Annotated in this window: 13 protein-coding genes; 5 read left to right on the forward strand and 8 right to left on the reverse strand. The window is 42.8% G+C overall.

Annotated features, from left to right (window positions below; translation table 11 throughout):
- Nucleotides 1–342 precede the first annotated feature (342 nt).
- The 3 genes from I2F76_RS07020 to I2F76_RS10575 form a co-directional block, all read right to left on the reverse strand.
- On the reverse strand, nt 343–5,742 hold the full coding sequence (locus I2F76_RS07020) for a Cna B-type domain-containing protein (RefSeq protein ID WP_195487527.1): 5,400 nt from the start codon (nt 5,740–5,742) through the stop codon (nt 343–345).
- A gap of 302 nt (nt 5,743–6,044) precedes the next feature.
- Nucleotides 6,045–6,854, reverse strand: coding sequence for an acyltransferase (locus I2F76_RS07025; RefSeq protein WP_229289723.1), 810 nt, complete (start codon nt 6,852–6,854; stop codon nt 6,045–6,047).
- A gap of 24 nt (nt 6,855–6,878) precedes the next feature.
- Nucleotides 6,879–7,100 carry a hypothetical protein gene (locus I2F76_RS10575; RefSeq protein ID WP_229289725.1) on the reverse strand — a complete coding sequence of 74 codons (222 nt, stop codon included), beginning with the start codon at nt 7,098–7,100 and terminating at the stop codon, nt 6,879–6,881.
- Between the two features lie 118 nt (nt 7,101–7,218).
- On the opposite strand from I2F76_RS10575, the gene pabB reads away from it, so the two are divergent.
- The 4 genes from pabB (at nt 7,219) to I2F76_RS07045 (ending at nt 11,694) form a co-directional block, all read left to right on the forward strand.
- Nucleotides 7,219–8,946: an aminodeoxychorismate synthase component I gene (gene pabB / locus I2F76_RS07030; RefSeq protein WP_195487528.1), complete on the forward strand. Its 1,728-nt coding sequence runs from the start codon at nt 7,219–7,221 to the stop codon at nt 8,944–8,946.
- Nucleotides 8,946–9,578 (forward strand): alpha/beta fold hydrolase, encoded by a 633-nt coding sequence (locus I2F76_RS07035; protein ID WP_195487529.1) that lies wholly within the window; start codon nt 8,946–8,948, stop codon nt 9,576–9,578. The genes pabB and I2F76_RS07035 overlap by 1 nt, the downstream gene beginning before the upstream one ends.
- A gap of 400 nt (nt 9,579–9,978) precedes the next feature.
- Nucleotides 9,979–10,887 (forward strand): ABC transporter ATP-binding protein, encoded by a 909-nt coding sequence (locus I2F76_RS07040; RefSeq protein ID WP_023919084.1) that lies wholly within the window; start codon nt 9,979–9,981, stop codon nt 10,885–10,887.
- 54 nt (nt 10,888–10,941) lie between these two features.
- The gene (locus I2F76_RS07045) at nt 10,942–11,694 is read left to right on the forward strand and encodes an ABC transporter permease (protein ID WP_021153840.1); all 753 of its coding nucleotides are present in this window, start codon (nt 10,942–10,944) and stop codon (nt 11,692–11,694) included.
- Between the two features lie 20 nt (nt 11,695–11,714).
- On the opposite strand, the gene I2F76_RS07050 is transcribed toward I2F76_RS07045, so the two are convergent.
- Nucleotides 11,715–12,602 (reverse strand): sensor histidine kinase, encoded by an 888-nt coding sequence (locus I2F76_RS07050; RefSeq protein ID WP_195487530.1) that lies wholly within the window; start codon nt 12,600–12,602, stop codon nt 11,715–11,717.
- Complete coding sequence (locus I2F76_RS07055) at nt 12,602–13,291, reverse strand: response regulator transcription factor (RefSeq protein ID WP_195487531.1); 690 nt, start codon at nt 13,289–13,291, stop codon at nt 12,602–12,604. The genes I2F76_RS07050 and I2F76_RS07055 overlap by 1 nt, the downstream gene beginning before the upstream one ends.
- A gap of 204 nt (nt 13,292–13,495) precedes the next feature.
- On the opposite strand from I2F76_RS07055, the gene I2F76_RS07060 reads away from it, so the two are divergent.
- Nucleotides 13,496–14,029 carry a hypothetical protein gene (locus tag I2F76_RS07060; RefSeq protein ID WP_195487532.1) on the forward strand — a complete coding sequence of 178 codons (534 nt, stop codon included), beginning with the start codon at nt 13,496–13,498 and terminating at the stop codon, nt 14,027–14,029.
- A 114-nt stretch (nt 14,030–14,143) separates the two neighbouring features.
- Here I2F76_RS07060 and I2F76_RS07065 read toward each other — a convergent pair whose 3' ends face one another.
- The 3 genes from I2F76_RS07065 to spxB form a co-directional block, all read right to left on the reverse strand.
- Nucleotides 14,144–15,583, reverse strand: coding sequence for a 6-phospho-beta-glucosidase (locus I2F76_RS07065; protein ID WP_195487533.1), 1,440 nt, complete (start codon nt 15,581–15,583; stop codon nt 14,144–14,146).
- A 201-nt stretch (nt 15,584–15,784) separates the two neighbouring features.
- Nucleotides 15,785–16,132 carry a VOC family protein gene (locus I2F76_RS07070; protein WP_070505278.1) on the reverse strand — a complete coding sequence of 116 codons (348 nt, stop codon included), beginning with the start codon at nt 16,130–16,132 and terminating at the stop codon, nt 15,785–15,787.
- A 58-nt stretch (nt 16,133–16,190) separates the two neighbouring features.
- The gene (spxB, locus tag I2F76_RS07075; protein WP_070588654.1) at nt 16,191–17,966 is read right to left on the reverse strand and encodes a pyruvate oxidase; all 1,776 of its coding nucleotides are present in this window, start codon (nt 17,964–17,966) and stop codon (nt 16,191–16,193) included.
- Nucleotides 17,967–18,217: the final 251 nt, after the last annotated feature.

Raw genomic sequence — 18,217 nt, forward strand, 5'->3', positions numbered from 1 at the left:
TTATAAGAGGCCACTATAAAAAACAAACACCATTTCTGGTGTTTGTTGTGAACAGAGAAAAACTGTTCTTTTATATAAATCTAATAACTTCTTTAAAGTTTTATTTATTAGTGTTATTCGACCATCTTCTGAAACTTTCCTCTGTGAGAAAAGTGCTAGAAACAATAATGTTTCTAGCACTCGGAATTATTGAGACCTTAGGCTCAATAATTAGTCATGGAACTTCTTCGAAGTTCGCTGACGTCCGCACTCACCTATGGAAAGTTTCTAAGATGACTTTGTCTTTAATATGAACAAACACCATTTCTGGTGTTTGTTTCATTTTATAAAGGAAGCACTAACTTATTTTTTCTTTTTCTTCAAAATATAAGCTGCAATGCTTGCCAAGACAAAGGCTAAAACTAGGCTAATAATAGAGATGGTCGTACCCGTATTTGGTAAGAATCCTAAGATCTTGCCTGGTTTCTTCGGCTCTGGTTGGCTTGGTTTTTTAGGTTCAGGTTGACCCGGTTTCTTTGGTTCAGATGAACTTTGAGGAGTTGGTTGTTTTGGAGTTTCTTTTGGAACATGCTTGTTAGTAATCACAACATTTCCTTTACCATCCTCGTCATTACGAGCTTCATAGCCCTTTGGAACACTGACTTCTCTCACTGTATAAGTGATTGTGTTTCCATTTGTTTTTTCATCCAAATCTGCAAAGGTATGGGTCCACTTGTTTTCAGCTGATAATTCTATTTCTTGGCCAACTCTTTGATCATTAGCATAGAGCTGAACGTGAATGTTCTTCGGACGAAGACCATCCTTGTCATTCTCATCATCCCACTTCTTGGTAACAGTGATGCTTGTCTTACCAGGTGCATGGGTGTTGGTAATGGTATAAGCAGCTTGATCGATCGCAGTTGTATATTCAGCTACTTTCTCTTCTTGAATTGTATAGACGATTTCTTTACCATCCTTGAATTTTGGAAGACCTGTAAAGTTCTCTTTCCAATCTGTCGCATTCGTGAGTTCTTTTTGAGCAACTTTTTCACCATTGGCAAGAAGATTCACAACGATACTTGCTGGACGAAGACCATCTTGATTGTCTTGGTCATTCCAAATCTTGGTCACTGGAATATCGATCACCGCTGGCGTATGCGTATTGGTCAAGATCGTATGAGCAGCGTCAGAGGTATCGGCAGTGACTTGGTAGCCTTCAGGAACAGAGACTTCTTCCACACGGTAGCTGATAGCTTGACCAGCTTTCTTTTCAGCTAATTTGCTAAAGGTATGAGTCCATTGATTGTCCGCTGACAATTGAACCGGATCTCCTACTTTTTCATCATTTGCATACAATTGAACCTTGATGGATTTTGGACGGAGGCCATCTTGGTCATTGGCATCTTCCCACTTCTTAGTGACTTTCATCTCTGTGAGAGCTGGTTCATGCGTGTTGGTCAAGACAACATTAGCCTTGTCCTTATCATTTACCGTCACCTTGTAACCATCTGGGACAGCTACTTCTTTAACCGTATAAGTAACGGCTTTTCCAGTTGCCTTGGCATCAAGGTTTTCAAATGCACCTTTCCAATCATTCGCTGCAGATAGTTCTAATACTTGGTCAGTAGGAACGCCATCTTTGTACAACTGAACTTGAATGCTGGCTGGGCGTAGACCATCTTGGTTATCAGCATCTTCCCACTTCTTGTTCACTTCTACTTTGGTCTTTTCTGGAGCGTGCGTATTGGTCACGACTACTTGGCCTGGATTCGTTGCTTCGACGGCTTGGGTGTAGCCTTCTGGGACATCGATTTCTTTGACGGTATAGTTGATAACTTGGCCAGCTTTCTTCTCGTCTAGGTTTGAGAAAGTATAGGTCCATTTGTTATCTGCTGATAATTCAACAGCTTGACCAACTTTTTCATCCCCAGCATACAATTGAACCTTAATCGTTTTTGGACGGAGGCCATCTTGGTTATTGGCATCTTCCCAGTTTTTGGTAACGGTGAGGCTTGTCTTACCAGGTTTGTAGCTATTGGTGATCGTTGTTCCATCAATCTTAGTGGTGTAATTGTCCACTTTATCCTCAGTCACTGTGTAGACAACTTTTTGACCATCTTTATAGACGGGGAGGTCTGTGAAGGTATAGTTCCATTCATTTCCTTGACCAGCAAGATCGATTGATTGCACTTCTTTTCCATTGGCCAAGAGGTGAACTTTGATGGTAGATGGGCGAAGACCATCTTGGTTTTGAGCATCATCCCAGACTTTCTTGACTGTTACCGTCGTGGTCTCAGGAGTGCGCTTGTTGGTGATGGTGGCTTTTCCATCTGTGAAGCTGGCTTCTTCTGTATCGACCGTATAATGAGTCGGAACTTTCACTTCTTTAACAGTGTAGGTATTGAGCTTGCCGTCACTGTCTTTATCTGGAAGATTCGTAAAGTGAGCTTTCCAGTCTGTTGCGGCTGAAACCGTGACTGGTTTTCCTTGAGCTTTGCCATTCTTATAGAGTTGGAATTCCACACTTGCTGGGCGAAGCCCTTCTTGGTTGTCTTGGTCATCCCAAACTTTTGAAGCTTCAAGATCGAGATACTTGATATCTGCTTCATTAGCGATCTCAACTGGGACTGCTTTTGATCCGACTGATTTTCCATCCACCGTGACGTGGTAGATTTGTTTGTCCGCATCATAGGTAACAACCACGGCATGTTCTGTTTCATCCAACTTGTAGTTTTCAGGTGCTTTGGTTTCTTTGAGCGTATAGGTTCCTTCTGTTAAGGTGTTAAAGGAAAGTTCCCCTTTTTTATCAGAAATTTCCGTCGCAACAACCGCGCCATTTGCATCAGTTAAGGTAAATTCAGCACCTTCAAGAACTTTCTTAGGATCATCCTTGTCCACCTTCTTGACGTGGAAAGCAGCCGAGAAGATTTGTGCAGTTACGGTATTAGACTCACGATTTCCTTCGTGACCTTTCGCCTTGTAACCAAACTGGTTATGAGCTTGAACAAGACCGGAACGACCGCCGTTGTCTTCATTATCTTTGGTGCGTTTTTGCATCAAGGCCTTGACTTCATCGGTCAATTCACTTGGATTCACGACTGGGACACCAAAGCTGGCTTCTCCACGCGCAGGAATCGTAGTACCAGCATTTGCAACTAACTTGATTCCTGTTACTTGACTGTAATCAGTCACAGCTGTCGTCCAGATATCCTTGTCAGCAGCTTGCGCCATGGTATCTGTCGTAACGCCTGTATCAGTTGTATAATAGACCGTCCATCCTTCTGGAGCTGTCACTGGTCCACGAAGGCTGACCGTGTATTCTGTCATCCGACCAGATCCGTCTAGTGTGTTAACGTCTTTTACTTTTGGTAGGACATCATAGACGACTCCGTCTTCTACTGCCTTATCCGTATTATTTTTAATAGTGAGTTTGTAGTTAAAGGTCTCACCTGGTTTGAAGGTACGTGTCACAATCGAAGCGTCTGACAGGTCATCATTTTTAGCGATATATTTGCGTGCATAGATTCCTTCAGCCGCAACAATCGTATAGTTTGATTGAGCATATGGAATTTTATCCGTTGTTGAACCATTTCCGTTCAGATCATACACATCTTCCGTGACCCGATCAGGGTTGGCATTTTCAAGATCGTGGATGCCGTTTCCAGCTACATAAACTTTATTGGTGAAAGTCCCACCATCGTCTTTCCCTTTCAGATCGGCCACGATAAATGGTAGACGCACGCGATTAAGATCTTGAAGAGAAGCCTTAATAAACTCTTTTTGATCCAAATGCATGATGAGAGCTGTCCGTCCAGAATTGTGGTAGTTTTCAATGACATCGTAGCTCTTTAAGAATTTCATACCTTTTTCATTAGAGGCAAGGTTTCTTTCAAAATCTTTATAGTCGACTTTAAGGGTATTTGGATCATACAGATCAATGATTCGCAGGTCTCCATAATCCTTATCAGGATCTAAAACTACTTTGGTTGCCATCAAACCAAAACGAATATTTTCTCCATCAGTATAACGAACATCATTGTAATCCGTCGTTTTTGAAATCTCAAAGCTTTCCTTCAAAGGAATCAGCTTAAAGGTCCAATCTGATGTTTGGTCTTTAGCAATATTTGATTGTGTTTGATAAGTGACACGACCTGTATTCTTGAATTCATTCTTGGTCGCATCATTTTCATCGTAACGAGTCTTTTCTGGATCTTTGAAGCTTGTATAGGTATTGAGGCGAATTCCTTGACCAGATTTTAGGACAAAATCATCCTTCATTTCCATCCGCCAACCGACAACGGTTCCATACTTGGTTAAGTCGATAAAACCATTGCCGTCTTTATCGGTTTCTGGCTGAACTTCTTTTTGACTACCATCTTCTAAAGTAAGGATGATGCGTTTCACATATTTGCTAATATACTCACCAATACCGTAATTTCCTTGCATAAGACGAGCGTAATCAATCTTGGTGAATTTTAACCGAGAGTCCACTGTCTCATCATAGAAAACAAAATTCTTTTGTGTCGAAGGAGTTTTATTATCAAAAGCGATGATCCATTTATAGTTTGCTGCCTTGTATTCAGTTGAATCATAGACATCACCATCTGCTTTTTTGGCAAAACTTCCAGCCCCTTCCAGGTCACGAGAGGTCAAGCGGAAAATAAGAGAATCTTCAGCTGTAATATCCGGTTCTCCCTCTCCACGATTGGCAGGAATTCCCACAATACTTCCTGAGTTTGTCAAATCCTTACTAAGGACGTCTTTGAGAGTCTGGTCCTTTTCCAAAACTAAATCAGGAAACTTCAAGTAAAGGTAACTTGTATTCTTGATTTTTGCCATGAATTCTTGGTGATAAGCTGCTGGATTACCGTTTGCATCTGCTGTAAACGTCTTAGAAACGGTGCCATCTCCATTATCTACCCAGCCTTCAGACTTAGCTGTATCTAAAACTGCTGTCCGGGTATTGCCATTTTTATCTGTATAGGTTGGCAACTTATCGGTAAGCGTTACTGATTCTAATTGACGATATTGTCCCCCATACTGTCCTTGCATTCCCTCCAATTGAAATGCAAATGGAACAGATGATGGGGTTTCAATATAATTTTTTCCGTCAGCCCCTTTGACAACACCAGGCATGGCTTCCGCATAGTCCTTGGACATGGCTTCGTTCAAGTTTTGGTTGATATACTTGGTTAAGCGATAGTCATTGTACTTGGGTTTCCAAATGATATCATTGAGTTTTGCTTCTTGACCATTGATATTCAAGGTACCCGTAATATCCAATGAATAATTGGTCGGTGCATAACCGACTTTAAATTTTCCAATAAATGGGAGAGTCAGGACCTCTGACTTTTGGTAATTGTTAAAGTGAAGTGTGACTTGATAATCATCCCCAACTTTTGTAACCGTTGGCTTGTCATGCTCTGAAGCACTATTGAAGTCAGGGAAACTAACTTCTCGTAAGTACTTTCCAGGAACCTTCAAGGTCACCGTTACTTCATTAATATCCGTTGTCAAATTCTTAGGGGTGATCTGGATATAACCAGACATGGTATCCCCTGTGTAATAGGACATCCCATCTGGATGGTTCTGTTTATCTCCATACATAAGGGTAACATCCAAGGCCCCATTATCCCCGACTGCTAGCTCATTGGCAAAGGCTGTGATCGCCCCTTGACCAAGCTGGCCTAGCATCATGAAAATTGTTAAAAAGGCAAAACCTTTTTTCAAAAAGTCTTTCCATAATGAACGAAGCTTTTTCATGTCTTATCTCCTTTACTTTTGTTAGCCTTCCAAAAGGCCCTCCCTTTAATTTTATCACTTATTTTTTAAAATATCCTTTGCTTTTCAAATTAAATCATCACTATTCAATAATATAGACATTATTTGCAATGATGTCTATATTATAAATCACTATCTGGTACTGATTTCCCCTTTCTTCTATCCAAGGGCAAGAAAATAAAACATTTATAAAAAAGGAGGAGCAGTCTGCCAATTCTTATTCTTCCTTGATTTTCTTCATACAAAAAAACTCAAACACATCTGCTTGAGTTTTGTACACCCTACTATTGGTTGGTTATTTTATCTAACTCTTCACCATTTGAAGGAATCTTTTGTTTTTCCCTTCTCTCTCGTACCCACAGCATAGCTAGTCCAAAAAGGTGACTACCAAACAAGGCAGTCACAAAAATCAGCTTGCCCCTGTCTGGATAAGAGAGAGGGAGGCTGCTAAAGCCATAGCGAGCCCACTCGATAAAGATCGGATGCGAAAAGTAAAGGGCTATACTCATTTGCTTTAAATACTGTAAATCATAGCTTTTCAAAAAGGACGATCGCAGGCAGGCATTGACCAAATAAACGGTCACAAAGGGAAGAAGAAAGAAAAAGTTCTTATCAATTCCTTGGTGTTGAAAAATAATGATCCCTTCTAGACAGAGCAATCCAAAGGCAAGAGCTAGCTTTTGCCAACGGTGAATTCTAAAAGTTTGTGCATGAAAATGGTCATACAGATAATAACCCATATAAATAAAAATGGGCGTGTAAAAGAGACCATTTCGCGCTGTAAAAAATAGGTTGCTGTAGAGCTGGTAACCCTTGAGAAGACTTGTGGTATCCAGATAAGCCGAATAGGTCTCGATCAAGCCCCAGCAGTAAAGAAGAAAGGTGATCAACCCCGTCCAAACCATACCTAGGCGTTTGACCAATTGATTGAGCAAAAACAAGCCCAGCAAAAAAGCAGGAATATACCAGAGTTGGTAGCACATTCCCAAGTAGACCAGAGCAATCAAGATTCCTGCTGGAAAGAGATAAACAGGAAGATGGAGACTAGAGAAAAAGAGCCAGGCATAAGGGAGGTAAACGAAACTCCAAAACAAATAGTTTTTTACGATTTTGACCAGTTAGGCCTTCATTTTCTTAGAATTCCCTAGGGAGTGTTTGAGGAAAAAGCTGGCACAGACGATAAAAAATGGCACCGCTAGCCGGCCGAGCATACTCTTGAGACCAAAATGCAGTGGCTCATAAGAGGTCAAGCGACCACTATGCACCAAAATCACTGCAATCGCAAAGAGGTATTGAAAAAAGCTGATACTAGAGGTGTTATAGAGGGGATTCTTTTGCATAGTCCTACTCCTTGCCCAAAGCAGTTTCTATGGTTATTTTAGCATGAAAGGGAAGGCCAAGCAAGGAATCTTACATCCTTATCTACCTTTTTTCCTCTATTTTTGATATACTCAAAGCATGCATAAACAAACCATTATTGATTTTAAAGAGCTTGGATTGCGATACCTTTTCACCAAGCCCATAAAGGAATTAAAAACTAGAAACCTCGACCAGGTAGAGGATCTTCTTAGAGAAGTCGAAGCCTACCAGGAGCAAGGCTTTTATGCTGTTGGCTATGTCAGCTATGAGGCTGCTCCTGCTTTTGAGAAGAAGTTTGCTGTCCATCCAGCACCTCTTATGGGAGAGTATCTCCTCTATTTTACTATCCACGAGAAGGTCGAAACCCTTCCTTTTCCAGAGGACTATGAAGCTGTGGATCTTCCAGCCAATTGGAAGGAAGAGGTAGAGGCGCCTGCTTATCAAGAAGCCATCAAGACGATCCATCACCATATTCGCCAGGGAGATACCTACCAGGTCAACTACACTGTCCAGCTTTCTCAAGAGCTAAAAGCAGATCCTTTGGCCATCTACAATCGCTTAGTGGTAGAGCAAAAGGCCCATTACAATGCCTTCATCCAGCACGATGATGTCTCTATCCTCTCCATCAGTCCTGAGCTCTTTTTTGAGCAAGACGACCGGCTACTGACCACGCGCCCCATGAAAGGAACGACGCACCGTGGTCTCACCAACCAAGAGGATCTTCAAGAGGCTGCTTGGCTAGAAGCCGACCCGAAAAATCGAGCAGAAAACATGATGATCGTCGACCTCCTCCGCAATGACATGAACCGGATTTCGGAGATTGGAAGTGAGCATGTGACCCATCTCTGCCAAGTCGAGCAATACTCCACTGTTTGGCAGATGACCTCGACCATTGAAAGTCGCTTACGAGCTGAAATCGACCTGATCCAAACCTTCCGAGCTCTCTTTCCTTGTGGCTCGATTACAGGAGCACCGAAGATCTCCACTATGGAAATCATCCAAAAGACGGAGAAGTCTCCTCGAGGTGTCTACTGTGGAACGATCGGCATCCTTCTTCCAAAAGGGAAACGGATTTTTAATGTAGCCATCCGGACCCTTCAAATGCAGGGGAATCAAGCCATCTATGGCGTGGGAGGAGGCATCACTTGGGACAGCAAATGGGAAGGTGAATACCAGGAAACCAAGCAAAAATCGGCTGTCCTCTACCGGCAAGAACCTCGCTTTGAGCTCCTGACGACTGGCTGCATCCACCAAGGAGAGTTGACTTTCTTAGACAAACATGTAACACGCTTGAGAGAAGCTAGTCGCTACTTTGCCTATCCTTATGATGAACCCAAACTCCTGAAAGAACTTCAAGAAGAGCTTGCTCATTTGGAATCCAACCTTGACTATCGTTGTCGGATCGCCTTGCAAAAAAACGGGACCTTTCACCTAGAGATCACGGAGCTGACCGACTTGCCAGCTAGCTATCTACAGGCCCAACTGACCGAGCAGAAGCTTGATTTAGCGACGCCATTTACTTATTTCAAAACGAGTCAGAGAGACCATCTAGGCCAGTCAGATCACGAGCAAATTTTTCATCTGCCAGACGGAAGCTTGCTAGAGACGACGATTGGCAATCTGGTGCTGGAGATAGAGGGACAACTCTATACCCCACCAGCTCACCTCCCCTTACTCGATGGCATTTATCGGCGCCATCTTCTTGAGACCCAGCAGGTTGAAGAAAAACTCTTAACTCTGAACGATTTAATAGACGCCGATCGTATTTATGCCTGCAATGCTCTTCGTGGTCTCTACGAACTCGATTTTCAAAGAAAGGATTCCTGATGAAACTGATTTTTTTACATGGACTAGGGCAAGATGTCCTCTCTTGGCAAGGAGTCCAATTTGCACTTTCACCCTTGCACTCCAAAACTTTTGATATTTTCTCCCATCCAAAAGAAAGCTATCAGGAAGTCAAAGAAAGGTTGATGGAGCGCCTCCAGCAAGAGAGCGAACCCTTTATTCTGGTAGGACTTTCACTAGGTGGTGTGCTTGCTCTTGATCTCTCCAGACAAGACTTCCCGCAACTCAAGGGCTTGGTCCTTGCGGGAACTCAATACAAACTCAACACCAATCCCCTCTATCGGCTCCAGATTCTCCTTTTTCGTCTGCTTCCCAAGCATGTCTTTGAAAAGCAAGATGCCAATAAACAACAGATGCTTCAAATCTTGACCGAATTAAAAGGACTCAATCTAACCGATACTGCTAAAGCTTGCTCTCTCCCTAGCTTGGTGATTTGTGGCAGCAAAGATTGGGCCAATCAGTCTTCTTCTAAGAAGTTGGCAAAACTCCTGCCCAAAGGTCGCTATCAAGAAATCGCAGACGGAGGCCATCTACTCAATACAGAGAAACCCTATGAACTCGCGCAAGCCATCAAGGAGTTTGTTGGTGAATTTAAAAATGAAGAGACTAACTAAAAAAACAGTTGCTCTTAATGTAGATAAAGTATTATTTCATGTTACATAACTTAAAAAATCAAGAAGTTTAAAGAAATGTTTATTTTTTAAAGTTACTCATGAATACCTTGAGGCTTCCCGCCGTGAGAAAAGTGCCTGAAACACAATTGTTTCAGGCACTCGGGAGTTTTGGAACCTTAGGTCCAAAACTAAGTCATGGAACTTCTTCGAAGTTCGCTGACGTCCGTACTCACCTAAGGAAAGCCTCTAAGAAAACTTATTCTTAAAGTCACGGCTAACTTTTAAAAGGTTAGTCGTTTTTTTAGAAATATTTGAGAATTGCTTGATAGTTATTTGAAAAGCAAGCTGTATACTAAGAGTGTAAAGAAAATAACTAGTCATTTGGACGAAGGAGAAAACCATGGAAAAAGTATTAGAAATTTCCCATTTGAGTAAAAAATTCGGTCATCAATACGCCTTAAATGATGTGAATCTCACCATTCGCAAAGGCGACGTCTACGGACTGATCGGTAAGAACGGAGCTGGGAAAACCACCCTCATCAAGGTCATCACCCAACTAATTCAGGAAACAGACGGAAGCGTCTCTCTCTTTGCTTCTACAAGTCGCTCCCAGTGGACGCAAGCCCTAAAACGGGTTGGTTCCGTCATTGAGAGTCCCGTGGCCCATAAGCATATGACCGCTTATCAAAATCTGGTCTACTATTGCAAGGCTCGCCATATCCCCAATCCCGACCAGGTCATCAAAGAAACCCTGAACTATGTTGGCCTGAATAATACGGGTAAGAAGAAATTCCGCGATTTTTCACTCGGGATGAAACAACGGTTGGGAATTGCGATTGCGCTGATTGCCAAGCCCGACTTCCTCATTCTAGACGAACCCATCAATGGTCTCGATCCTGTCGGAATCAAGGAATTCCGTCAAATGATCAAACGCCTCAACGATGAACTCGGTATGACCATCCTCATTTCCAGCCACATCCTCTCTGAACTCTATCTGGTTGCCAATCGTTTTGGTATTGTCGACCAAGGACGCCTGATCAAAGAAATTAGCAAGGCTGAATTCGAAGAACAAGGAGAAGATTACATCATCCTCAAGACTAGCCAGCTAGCCCTTGCGAGTCAACTGATTCAGGATCAGCTCCATCACCGCATCAAGGTCATCGATAAGGACGGCGAAATCCATATCTTCGGACAGACTCATGATATTAAAGTCATTGTCAAAGCCCTCGTTCAAGCGGATATTGATGTGGACGAAATCTACTATGCCCGCCAAGATCTGGAAAAATTCTTTACGGACTTGGTAGACTAGTCAAACCACCGTCTTGTATTACTTATCCCACATATTTCATTTAGGAGATTTATCATGTTGCATACCATTCAAGCAGATTTTTACAGACTTTTTCGCTCCAAAGGTTTTTGGATCACAGAAGCCATTCTCGTACTCAACATCCTGTCTGGAGTCATCTTTGGAGCTACCGGCCACGTCGGCGTCAATACGGAATCCAAATTACCCCAAGCAACCGAAGTTTGGACAGGCTTTAAAGCCTTGACCAACTACTCTTCCAGCATCAGTGTGACTATCCTCTTTACCATTATTGTCATCACCTTGGTTCTGGGAACAGACTTAACACAAAACTTATACAAGAATAGTCTGGCCTATGGCGTTTCGCGCACTAGCTACTACTTTGCCAAAAGCGCTGTTGTCCTGACCATTGCCCTCTTCCAATTTCTTGTTTCTTATGGTCTCGTCTTCTTGATCGCGACCCTCTACAATGGACTTGGAACCATGCCAGAGCACTTCCTTGCTCATTTTGGACTGACCGTGCTGATTCAGTTCCTTTCCACCTTGGCTTGGGTCAGTATCATTTCCTTCCTCCTCTACGCTAGCCAATCCATCACCTTGGCCTTCGTCGGCTACTTCATTGGAAATATCCTCTTAAGCCTTCCTGCGCTTTTCTTTAAAGATATTGACATTCTCCACTATCTAAACTTGGAATTCCAATATTCCATGGTCCAAAGTACGACAGCAACGAACAACACTCTCTCGATTGCCCTTGGATTCATCCTTGTTTTCGGCTTCCTAGGACTGGCTACTTTTAAACACAAAGATTTATAACAAAAAGGCTTGAGCAGTGCTCAAGCCTTTTTTCTTAGTGTAATGGTCAAAACAAACCAATCTGCCTCTGTTGCCAGTTGCAAGTCGCCTCCTAAGATCTCTACAAAATTTTGAATAATGTAGAGACCCAAGCCAGAAGACTCTTCTGTATCCGACAGATTTTCTGAGTAGAAGCGACTAGCCAACTGGTCTAAGTGCTGGATCGGTTGTTGCACAATATTGCGCAGCTCGACCCGAATCGTGTCCTCATCCGACATCAAGGTCAAGCGGGCCTGATCCTTCCCATGCTTGAGGACATTGCTGAGCATATTTTGCAAGAGGCGCTCCCAGAGCTCTGGATCCGTAGCATAATGAAGATGCTCTTCTAGCTCTACCTCTAAGGCAATCCCCGCCTCAGACAGGCTGTCATAATACTGGAACAACTGCTGGGTCAGGACTTGGCTGAGATCGACGTCTGAAATCCGAGGCTGAATAGCTCCCTCCATCAAGCGTCTGTATTCCAAGAGAGATTCCAAACGTTTTGAGACGACTTGAAGATTGGAAGCAATTTTCTTCAGCTTTTCTTCTTCCTGCGTCCCTCCTTTGATGATTTGTTGGGTATAGCCCGATGCAATGGTCAAAGGTGTCCGAATATCGTGAGCAATATTACTGATGGCCATATCCAAGGTCTTTTTCTCTTGAAAGGCAATCCGATTGGTCCGCTCGATCTGATCAAAGAGATCACTGACCTGCTTGGTCAAGGCGACCAATTCTTTTTTTGAGAGCTGAGAGGTCAGCCGTACCCCACTTCCGCTTTGAAATTTCTTTTGAATCTGCTCCTGCAAATCCTTTAAGGCAGAAAGCAAGCGAGCATAGCCCAAACCCAAGAAAAGGACAAGGACGACAAGAATTAGAACTAAAACCCACATTACTTGTCTCCTTTCAAGCGAACACCCAAGCCCCAGACCGTTTCAATATAGTCCTCATCTGGATCAAGCTGGGCAATTTTCTTTCGGAGATTGCTCAGTTGGGCATTGAGGGTATTGTCACCAGGCAGATAGACTTCTTCCCAGACCGCCTCATACAATTCTTCCTTGGTAAAAATCTTCTTTGGATGCGCCAGCAAGGTCTCAAAAATTTGAAATTCTTTTTTGCCCAAGCGAAGCGTCTGTTCGCCGGACTCCAGTTCAAAGGTTTCTGGATTTAAGACCAAATTCTTAAAGGATAGCTTTTGCGACGCTTGAGCTTCCTTTGCTACCGTCGGTTGATTTCTCAACTGCACCGTCACCCGAGCTGACACCTCATCCAGATTAAAGGGCTTGACGATATAATCATTGGCTCCTGCAAGGAGGTACTGACTAATGAGGTGTTTGTCACCAAGAGCGGTCATCATGATAACTGGTACCTGACTCTGCAAACGGATTTCTTCAAGGACCTGATCCCCATTTTTTCCAGGAAGCATGATATCGAGAAGGACCAAATCAATGCTTTCTTGCTGGAAGAGTCGCAGCCCTTCTGTACCTGAGAAAGCCTGAAGCACCTCATGGTCTTCACTTAAGAGACTATACAAAATTTCTTGGATATCATTATTATCCTCAATTAATAAAATGCGTGCCACTTCTCCAAGCTCCTTTATTCTTTGCTTACAAAATCATTTCTATTCCCCTAGCCTATCAAATAAAGGGAGCTTCGTCAATGAAAACCTGATAAAATCCTATAGTCCCCAGGTAAATCTGCATGGTAGGTCATCTCAAGATGAACTTGACGATCCTTTCTTTCAAAGGGTATAATAGGACCAATGACACAATAAGGAGACTCATCTATGAAAAATCATGCTAAAACTAAAATCAGTCTTGTATCCATCCTTGTCATTCTGGGTGTTGCTGCAAGAATGATGCGAGTCATCCACCGCCAGCAAATCAGGGAGCAAAACAGACAAACCATTCAAACGACTAAAAAGGTTGCAGAGTTTCAGAAAACACTAGACGAGGAAGAAACGAAGAAACGCAACGAAACCTTCAACAAGATTTATAATGAATCCCTTGTTCGGAATAAGTTTGAGAACTGGCAAAAAGTCGATGAACTTCATGGTTTGGGGCAAAGAGCTGGGCAATTTTATATCTATAACTTTGAAAAAAAGGAAGAAATCCTTTTAGAGAATACAGATCAAGCATTTGTTCTACCCATTCGAGACAAGAGCAATAACGTCACATTTGAGGCTATCTTTGCCCACAAGGACGGTCAGTGGCACATCATGAAGCCAGACGGAAGTTCGCAGTTGCAACTAGGAGCAGCCAACGTTTCCGCTGAATCTAAGTTTGTCATCGAAAACAATGTCTTAGATTACGACCAGTAAATTCGTAAGGACTTGGCTAAACAACATACAAAAAGCTTAGGACCCCATCTTGAAATTGGGATTCTAAGCTTTTTCGTTTATAGGAGAGAGTCGGCCAGCAAGTACCGAAAACTTTTATTCTACAGAAGCCCCATTGGTCGCAATGACTTCTTTGTACCAATAGAAGGATTTCTTACGGGAGCGATCCAAGCTTCCCTTACCTTCGTTGTCCCGATCGACATAGATAAAGCCGTAGCGCTTCTTCATTTCTCCTGTCCCGGCAGAAACCAGGTCAATACAGCCCCAAGTCGTATAGCCCCAGAGGACAACGCCATCTTCATGAATAGCATCCCTCATGGCCTTGATATGGGCTGCGAGGTAGTCAATCCGGTAATCATCCTCAATCTCCCCGGCTTCATTTGGGGTATCAACAGCGCCTAATCCATTTTCCACGATAAACATAGGTTTTTGATAACGATCCCAGATGGTGTTCAGCGTAATGCGGAGACCAAGAGGGTCAATCTGCCAACCCCATTCGGAGCTTTCGAGGTAGGGATTTTTCAGAGATGCAAAGATATTTCCCGCTGTTTTCTCCCTTTCAGCTGGATTCCCTGAAGCGATCCGACTGGCATAGTAGGAGAAGGAAATAAAGTCCACCGTATGCTCTTTTAATAATTGAAGGTCCTGCTCGGTCATCTCAACCGTGATTCCCTGACGTTCCCACTCTTTTTTAGCATAGTTTGGGTATTCCCCACGCGCCTGCACATCAATGAAGAAATAGTTCTTGCGGTCTTCTTCTAGACCCGCCCAGACATCTCGCGGAGCACAGGTATGCGGGTAATTTTGCCCTGCTGCCAGCATACAGCCGACCTTGTTGTTCGGATCAATCTCATGGGCTAGCTTGGTGGCAATGGCGGAAGCGACCAACTCATGGTGAGCTGCTTGGTATTTGACTTGCTCTTCATTCTCCCCTTCTTCAAAGCAAAGGCCCGCTCCCATAAAAGGCGCATGAAGGATCATATTGATCTCATTAAAGGTCAGCCAGTAGTTGACCAAGCCCTTATAGCGAGTGAAGAGGGTTCGGCAGAGACGTTCATAACATTTCAACATCTTGCGACTACGCCAGCCACCATACTCAGTAATCAAATGCATGGGGCAGTCAAAGTGGGTAATGGTCACCAAGGGTTCAATGTCATACTTGTGGCACTCCTTAAAGAGATCTTCATAGAACTGTAAACCCGCTTCGTTTGGCTCCAATTCATCCCCTTTTGGGAAGATCCGAGACCAGGCAATGGACAAGCGATAAGTTTTAAAGCCCATTTCCCCAAAGAGGGCAATGTCTTCCTTGTAGCGATGGTACATATCAATGCCATCTTTAGCCGGGTAAAAATAGCCCTCTTCAAAGTCGAACATCTTTTTCTGACCCGTAATAATCGCATGACGATCAGGCCCAATCGGTACCACATCCACATTGGCCAAGCCACGGCCATCTTCATTATAAGCTCCCTCACACTGGTTTGCAGCCGTCGCTCCACCCCAAAGGAAACCATCTGGAAATTGAAGTTTGTCGGTCATCTCTCTACCTCACTTGATTTGATAGTTCTATTATACCCTTCTCTAACCCAAAAGTCTTACAAGATCCTAGGAAAAACCGAACCTATTCTAAGGTAACGATCGCTTTCATGCAACACAAAAAGACCGGATGACTCCGATCTTTTAATAGTTCATATTCTGTTTTAAGAATAATTATGGTTAACTTCAAATGACTAAGCGCCCTTATTTCATTCTATAAAAATCAATGACTAGACCAGCAGGGCCTTTAACTAATAAGGACTCTGTTCCCCAATCCGTTTCACAAGGACCGTGTAAAATCTCAATCCCTAATTCTTTCAAACGCTTTTGATTCTGTTCCAAATCTTCAACTTCAATGTGTAGGATGATTCCTGACTGAAAATTTTCCAAAGGTATCAAATGATTCTCTGACAACATAAGACAGTGACTGCCAATCGTGAACTGAGCAAAACTATCATCAGCATAATCTGCCTTTTTATCCAAGATATGCTCCAAGTCAGCACAGACTTGGGGAACATTTGAAACGATGATATCTATTTGATTTAAATTCATTTACTATCTCCATAAAAAGACCGGATTACTCCGATCTTTTTAATTTCCGTGAGAGGAATTATTTAATTGCGCGTGATTGCAACCCTTCTTCTTCCAAGAAGAGGCGGAATGGTACAAGCTCTTCAGCTTCGTATTTTTCCTTGAAGGCTTTGATTGCTTCTTCTGAGTGTTGTTTTGGATCCAACTCAAGTACTTCTACTGGAAGTGGACGGTGTGGAGTGATGTGAGCATCGATGACAACTGTTTTACCTTCTTTGTTCAATTTAACAGCTTCTGCAACAACTGCATCGATGTCTTCGATACGGTCAACTGTAAATCCTACAGCACCTTGCGCTTCAGCGATTTTCGCATAGTCAGCATTAGGGAAGTCACAACCAAACAAGTGTTTATTTGTGTCTTCGTATTTGTCCTTGATGAAGGCATATTTACCATTTGAGAAGACAACGTTGATAACTGGAAGGTCATATTGAACGTTTGTGATAACGTCTGGGTAGCACATGTTGAATGCACCGTCACCCATGATGTTCCATACTTGGCGATCTGGATTGTCTTTCTTAGCAGCGATACCACCAGGAAGGGCGATCCCCATTGTCGCAAAGAGTGGAGATGTACGCCACATGTTCTTAGGTGTCATGTGAAGGTGACGAGTAGATGTTTGAGTAGTGTCACCTACGTCGATTGAATAGATAGCGTCTTGATCAGCATATTTGTTGATTGCATTGTAAACTTGATACAATTGCAATTCACCCTCAGTTTTACCTTCGAGTTTGTTCATGTAATCACGCCAGTTTTGGTTGTTCTTCACGTTTGCACGCCACCATGGAGTAGATTCAACTGGATTCACTTTGTCAAGGATTGCTTTCGCTGCTTGACCTGCATCCCCAAGGATTGAAGCGTCTAGGGCATGACGTTTACCAAGTTTGTAAGGGTCGATATCGACTTGGATGAATTTTTCAGTATTCTTGAAGGCTTCGTAAACTTCAGCAAATGGGAAGTTTGAACCAAGGAAAAGAACAGTATCTGCTTCGAAAACCACTTCGTTGGCTGGTTTCCAACCAACACGGTAAGCAGAACCTGTCAACCCTTCGTAGTCCCATTCGAAAGCTTCAAAGTTTTTACCAGTCGTAATGATTGGTGCTTTAATTTTACGAGACAATTCAGTGATCACATCACCCGCACCAACTCCACCGAAACCAGCGTAGATCACTGGGCGTTCAGCATTGTTCAAGATTTCAACAGCTTTATCGATTTCCACTTCGTTCAAGGCAGGAGCGATAAAGTGACGTTCATAAGAACCTGATCCGTAGTAAGAGTTTTCGTCGATTTCTTGGAAACCAAAGTTTACTGGAATTTCAACAACGGCTGGACCTTTTTTAGAAACGGCAGCACGGCAAGCTTCATCGATTACTTTTGGTAATTGTTCTGCGTAAGCTACACGTTTGTTGTAAACAGCGATACCGTTGTACATTGGGTTTTGGTTCAATTCTTGGAAGGCATCCAAGTTCAATTCGTTAACTGGACGTGATCCAAGGATAGCAAGGAATGGAGTGTTATCCATAGCTGCATCGTAAACACCATTGATCAAGTGAGTCGCACCAGGTCCACCTGAACCAACTGCAACCCCGATAGAGCCACCAAATTTAGCTTGCATAACCGCTGCAAGAGCACCAGTTTCTTCGTGACGAACTTGCAAGAAACGGATATCTTTGTCTTCAGCCAAAGCGTCCATCAATGAGCTAAGTGTTCCAGATGGGATACCGTAGATCGTATCTACGCCCCATGTTTTCAATACATTAAGCATTGCTGCAGATGCAGTAATTTTCCCTTGAGTCATTCTAACTCTCCTTTATTTCTAATTTGATCTTGAAAAATGAAGCACAGCGCTTCTACTTCATCTTTACGATCAAAGCTCGTCTTGAAAATGAATTTATTCTGACTATTCTCATGAAAACGATTTACAAAACGATTACAGTATTAATTTATCACAAAGAGATTCACATGTATAAGGATCTGCTCAGAGATGCTCAATCCCTATTCCATAACAGATGCTCTTTTTGAGAAATTTTCACAAACTATCCTACAATA

The organism is Streptococcus parasanguinis (assembly GCF_015557775.1).
Lineage (GTDB): Bacteria > Bacillota > Bacilli > Lactobacillales > Streptococcaceae > Streptococcus > Streptococcus parasanguinis_AA.

Coding starts and splice junctions, on each gene's coding strand:
- I2F76_RS07060 (WP_195487532.1), top strand. CDS start 13,496: ATGAAAAATCATGCTAAAACTAAAATCAGTCTTGTATCCATCCTTGTC.
- I2F76_RS07070 (WP_070505278.1), bottom strand. CDS start 16,132: ATGAATTTAAATCAAATAGATATCATCGTTTCAAATGTTCCCCAAGTC.
- I2F76_RS07045 (WP_021153840.1), top strand. CDS start 10,942: ATGTTGCATACCATTCAAGCAGATTTTTACAGACTTTTTCGCTCCAAA.
- I2F76_RS07040 (WP_023919084.1), top strand. CDS start 9,979: ATGGAAAAAGTATTAGAAATTTCCCATTTGAGTAAAAAATTCGGTCAT.
- I2F76_RS07050 (WP_195487530.1), bottom strand. CDS start 12,602: ATGTGGGTTTTAGTTCTAATTCTTGTCGTCCTTGTCCTTTTCTTGGGT.
- pabB (WP_195487528.1), top strand. CDS start 7,219: ATGCATAAACAAACCATTATTGATTTTAAAGAGCTTGGATTGCGATAC.
- I2F76_RS07065 (WP_195487533.1), bottom strand. CDS start 15,583: ATGACCGACAAACTTCAATTTCCAGATGGTTTCCTTTGGGGTGGAGCG.
- I2F76_RS07035 (WP_195487529.1), top strand. CDS start 8,946: ATGAAACTGATTTTTTTACATGGACTAGGGCAAGATGTCCTCTCTTGG.
- spxB (WP_070588654.1), bottom strand. CDS start 17,966: ATGACTCAAGGGAAAATTACTGCATCTGCAGCAATGCTTAATGTATTG.
- I2F76_RS07020 (WP_195487527.1), bottom strand. CDS start 5,742: ATGAAAAAGCTTCGTTCATTATGGAAAGACTTTTTGAAAAAAGGTTTT.
- I2F76_RS10575 (WP_229289725.1), bottom strand. CDS start 7,100: ATGCAAAAGAATCCCCTCTATAACACCTCTAGTATCAGCTTTTTTCAA.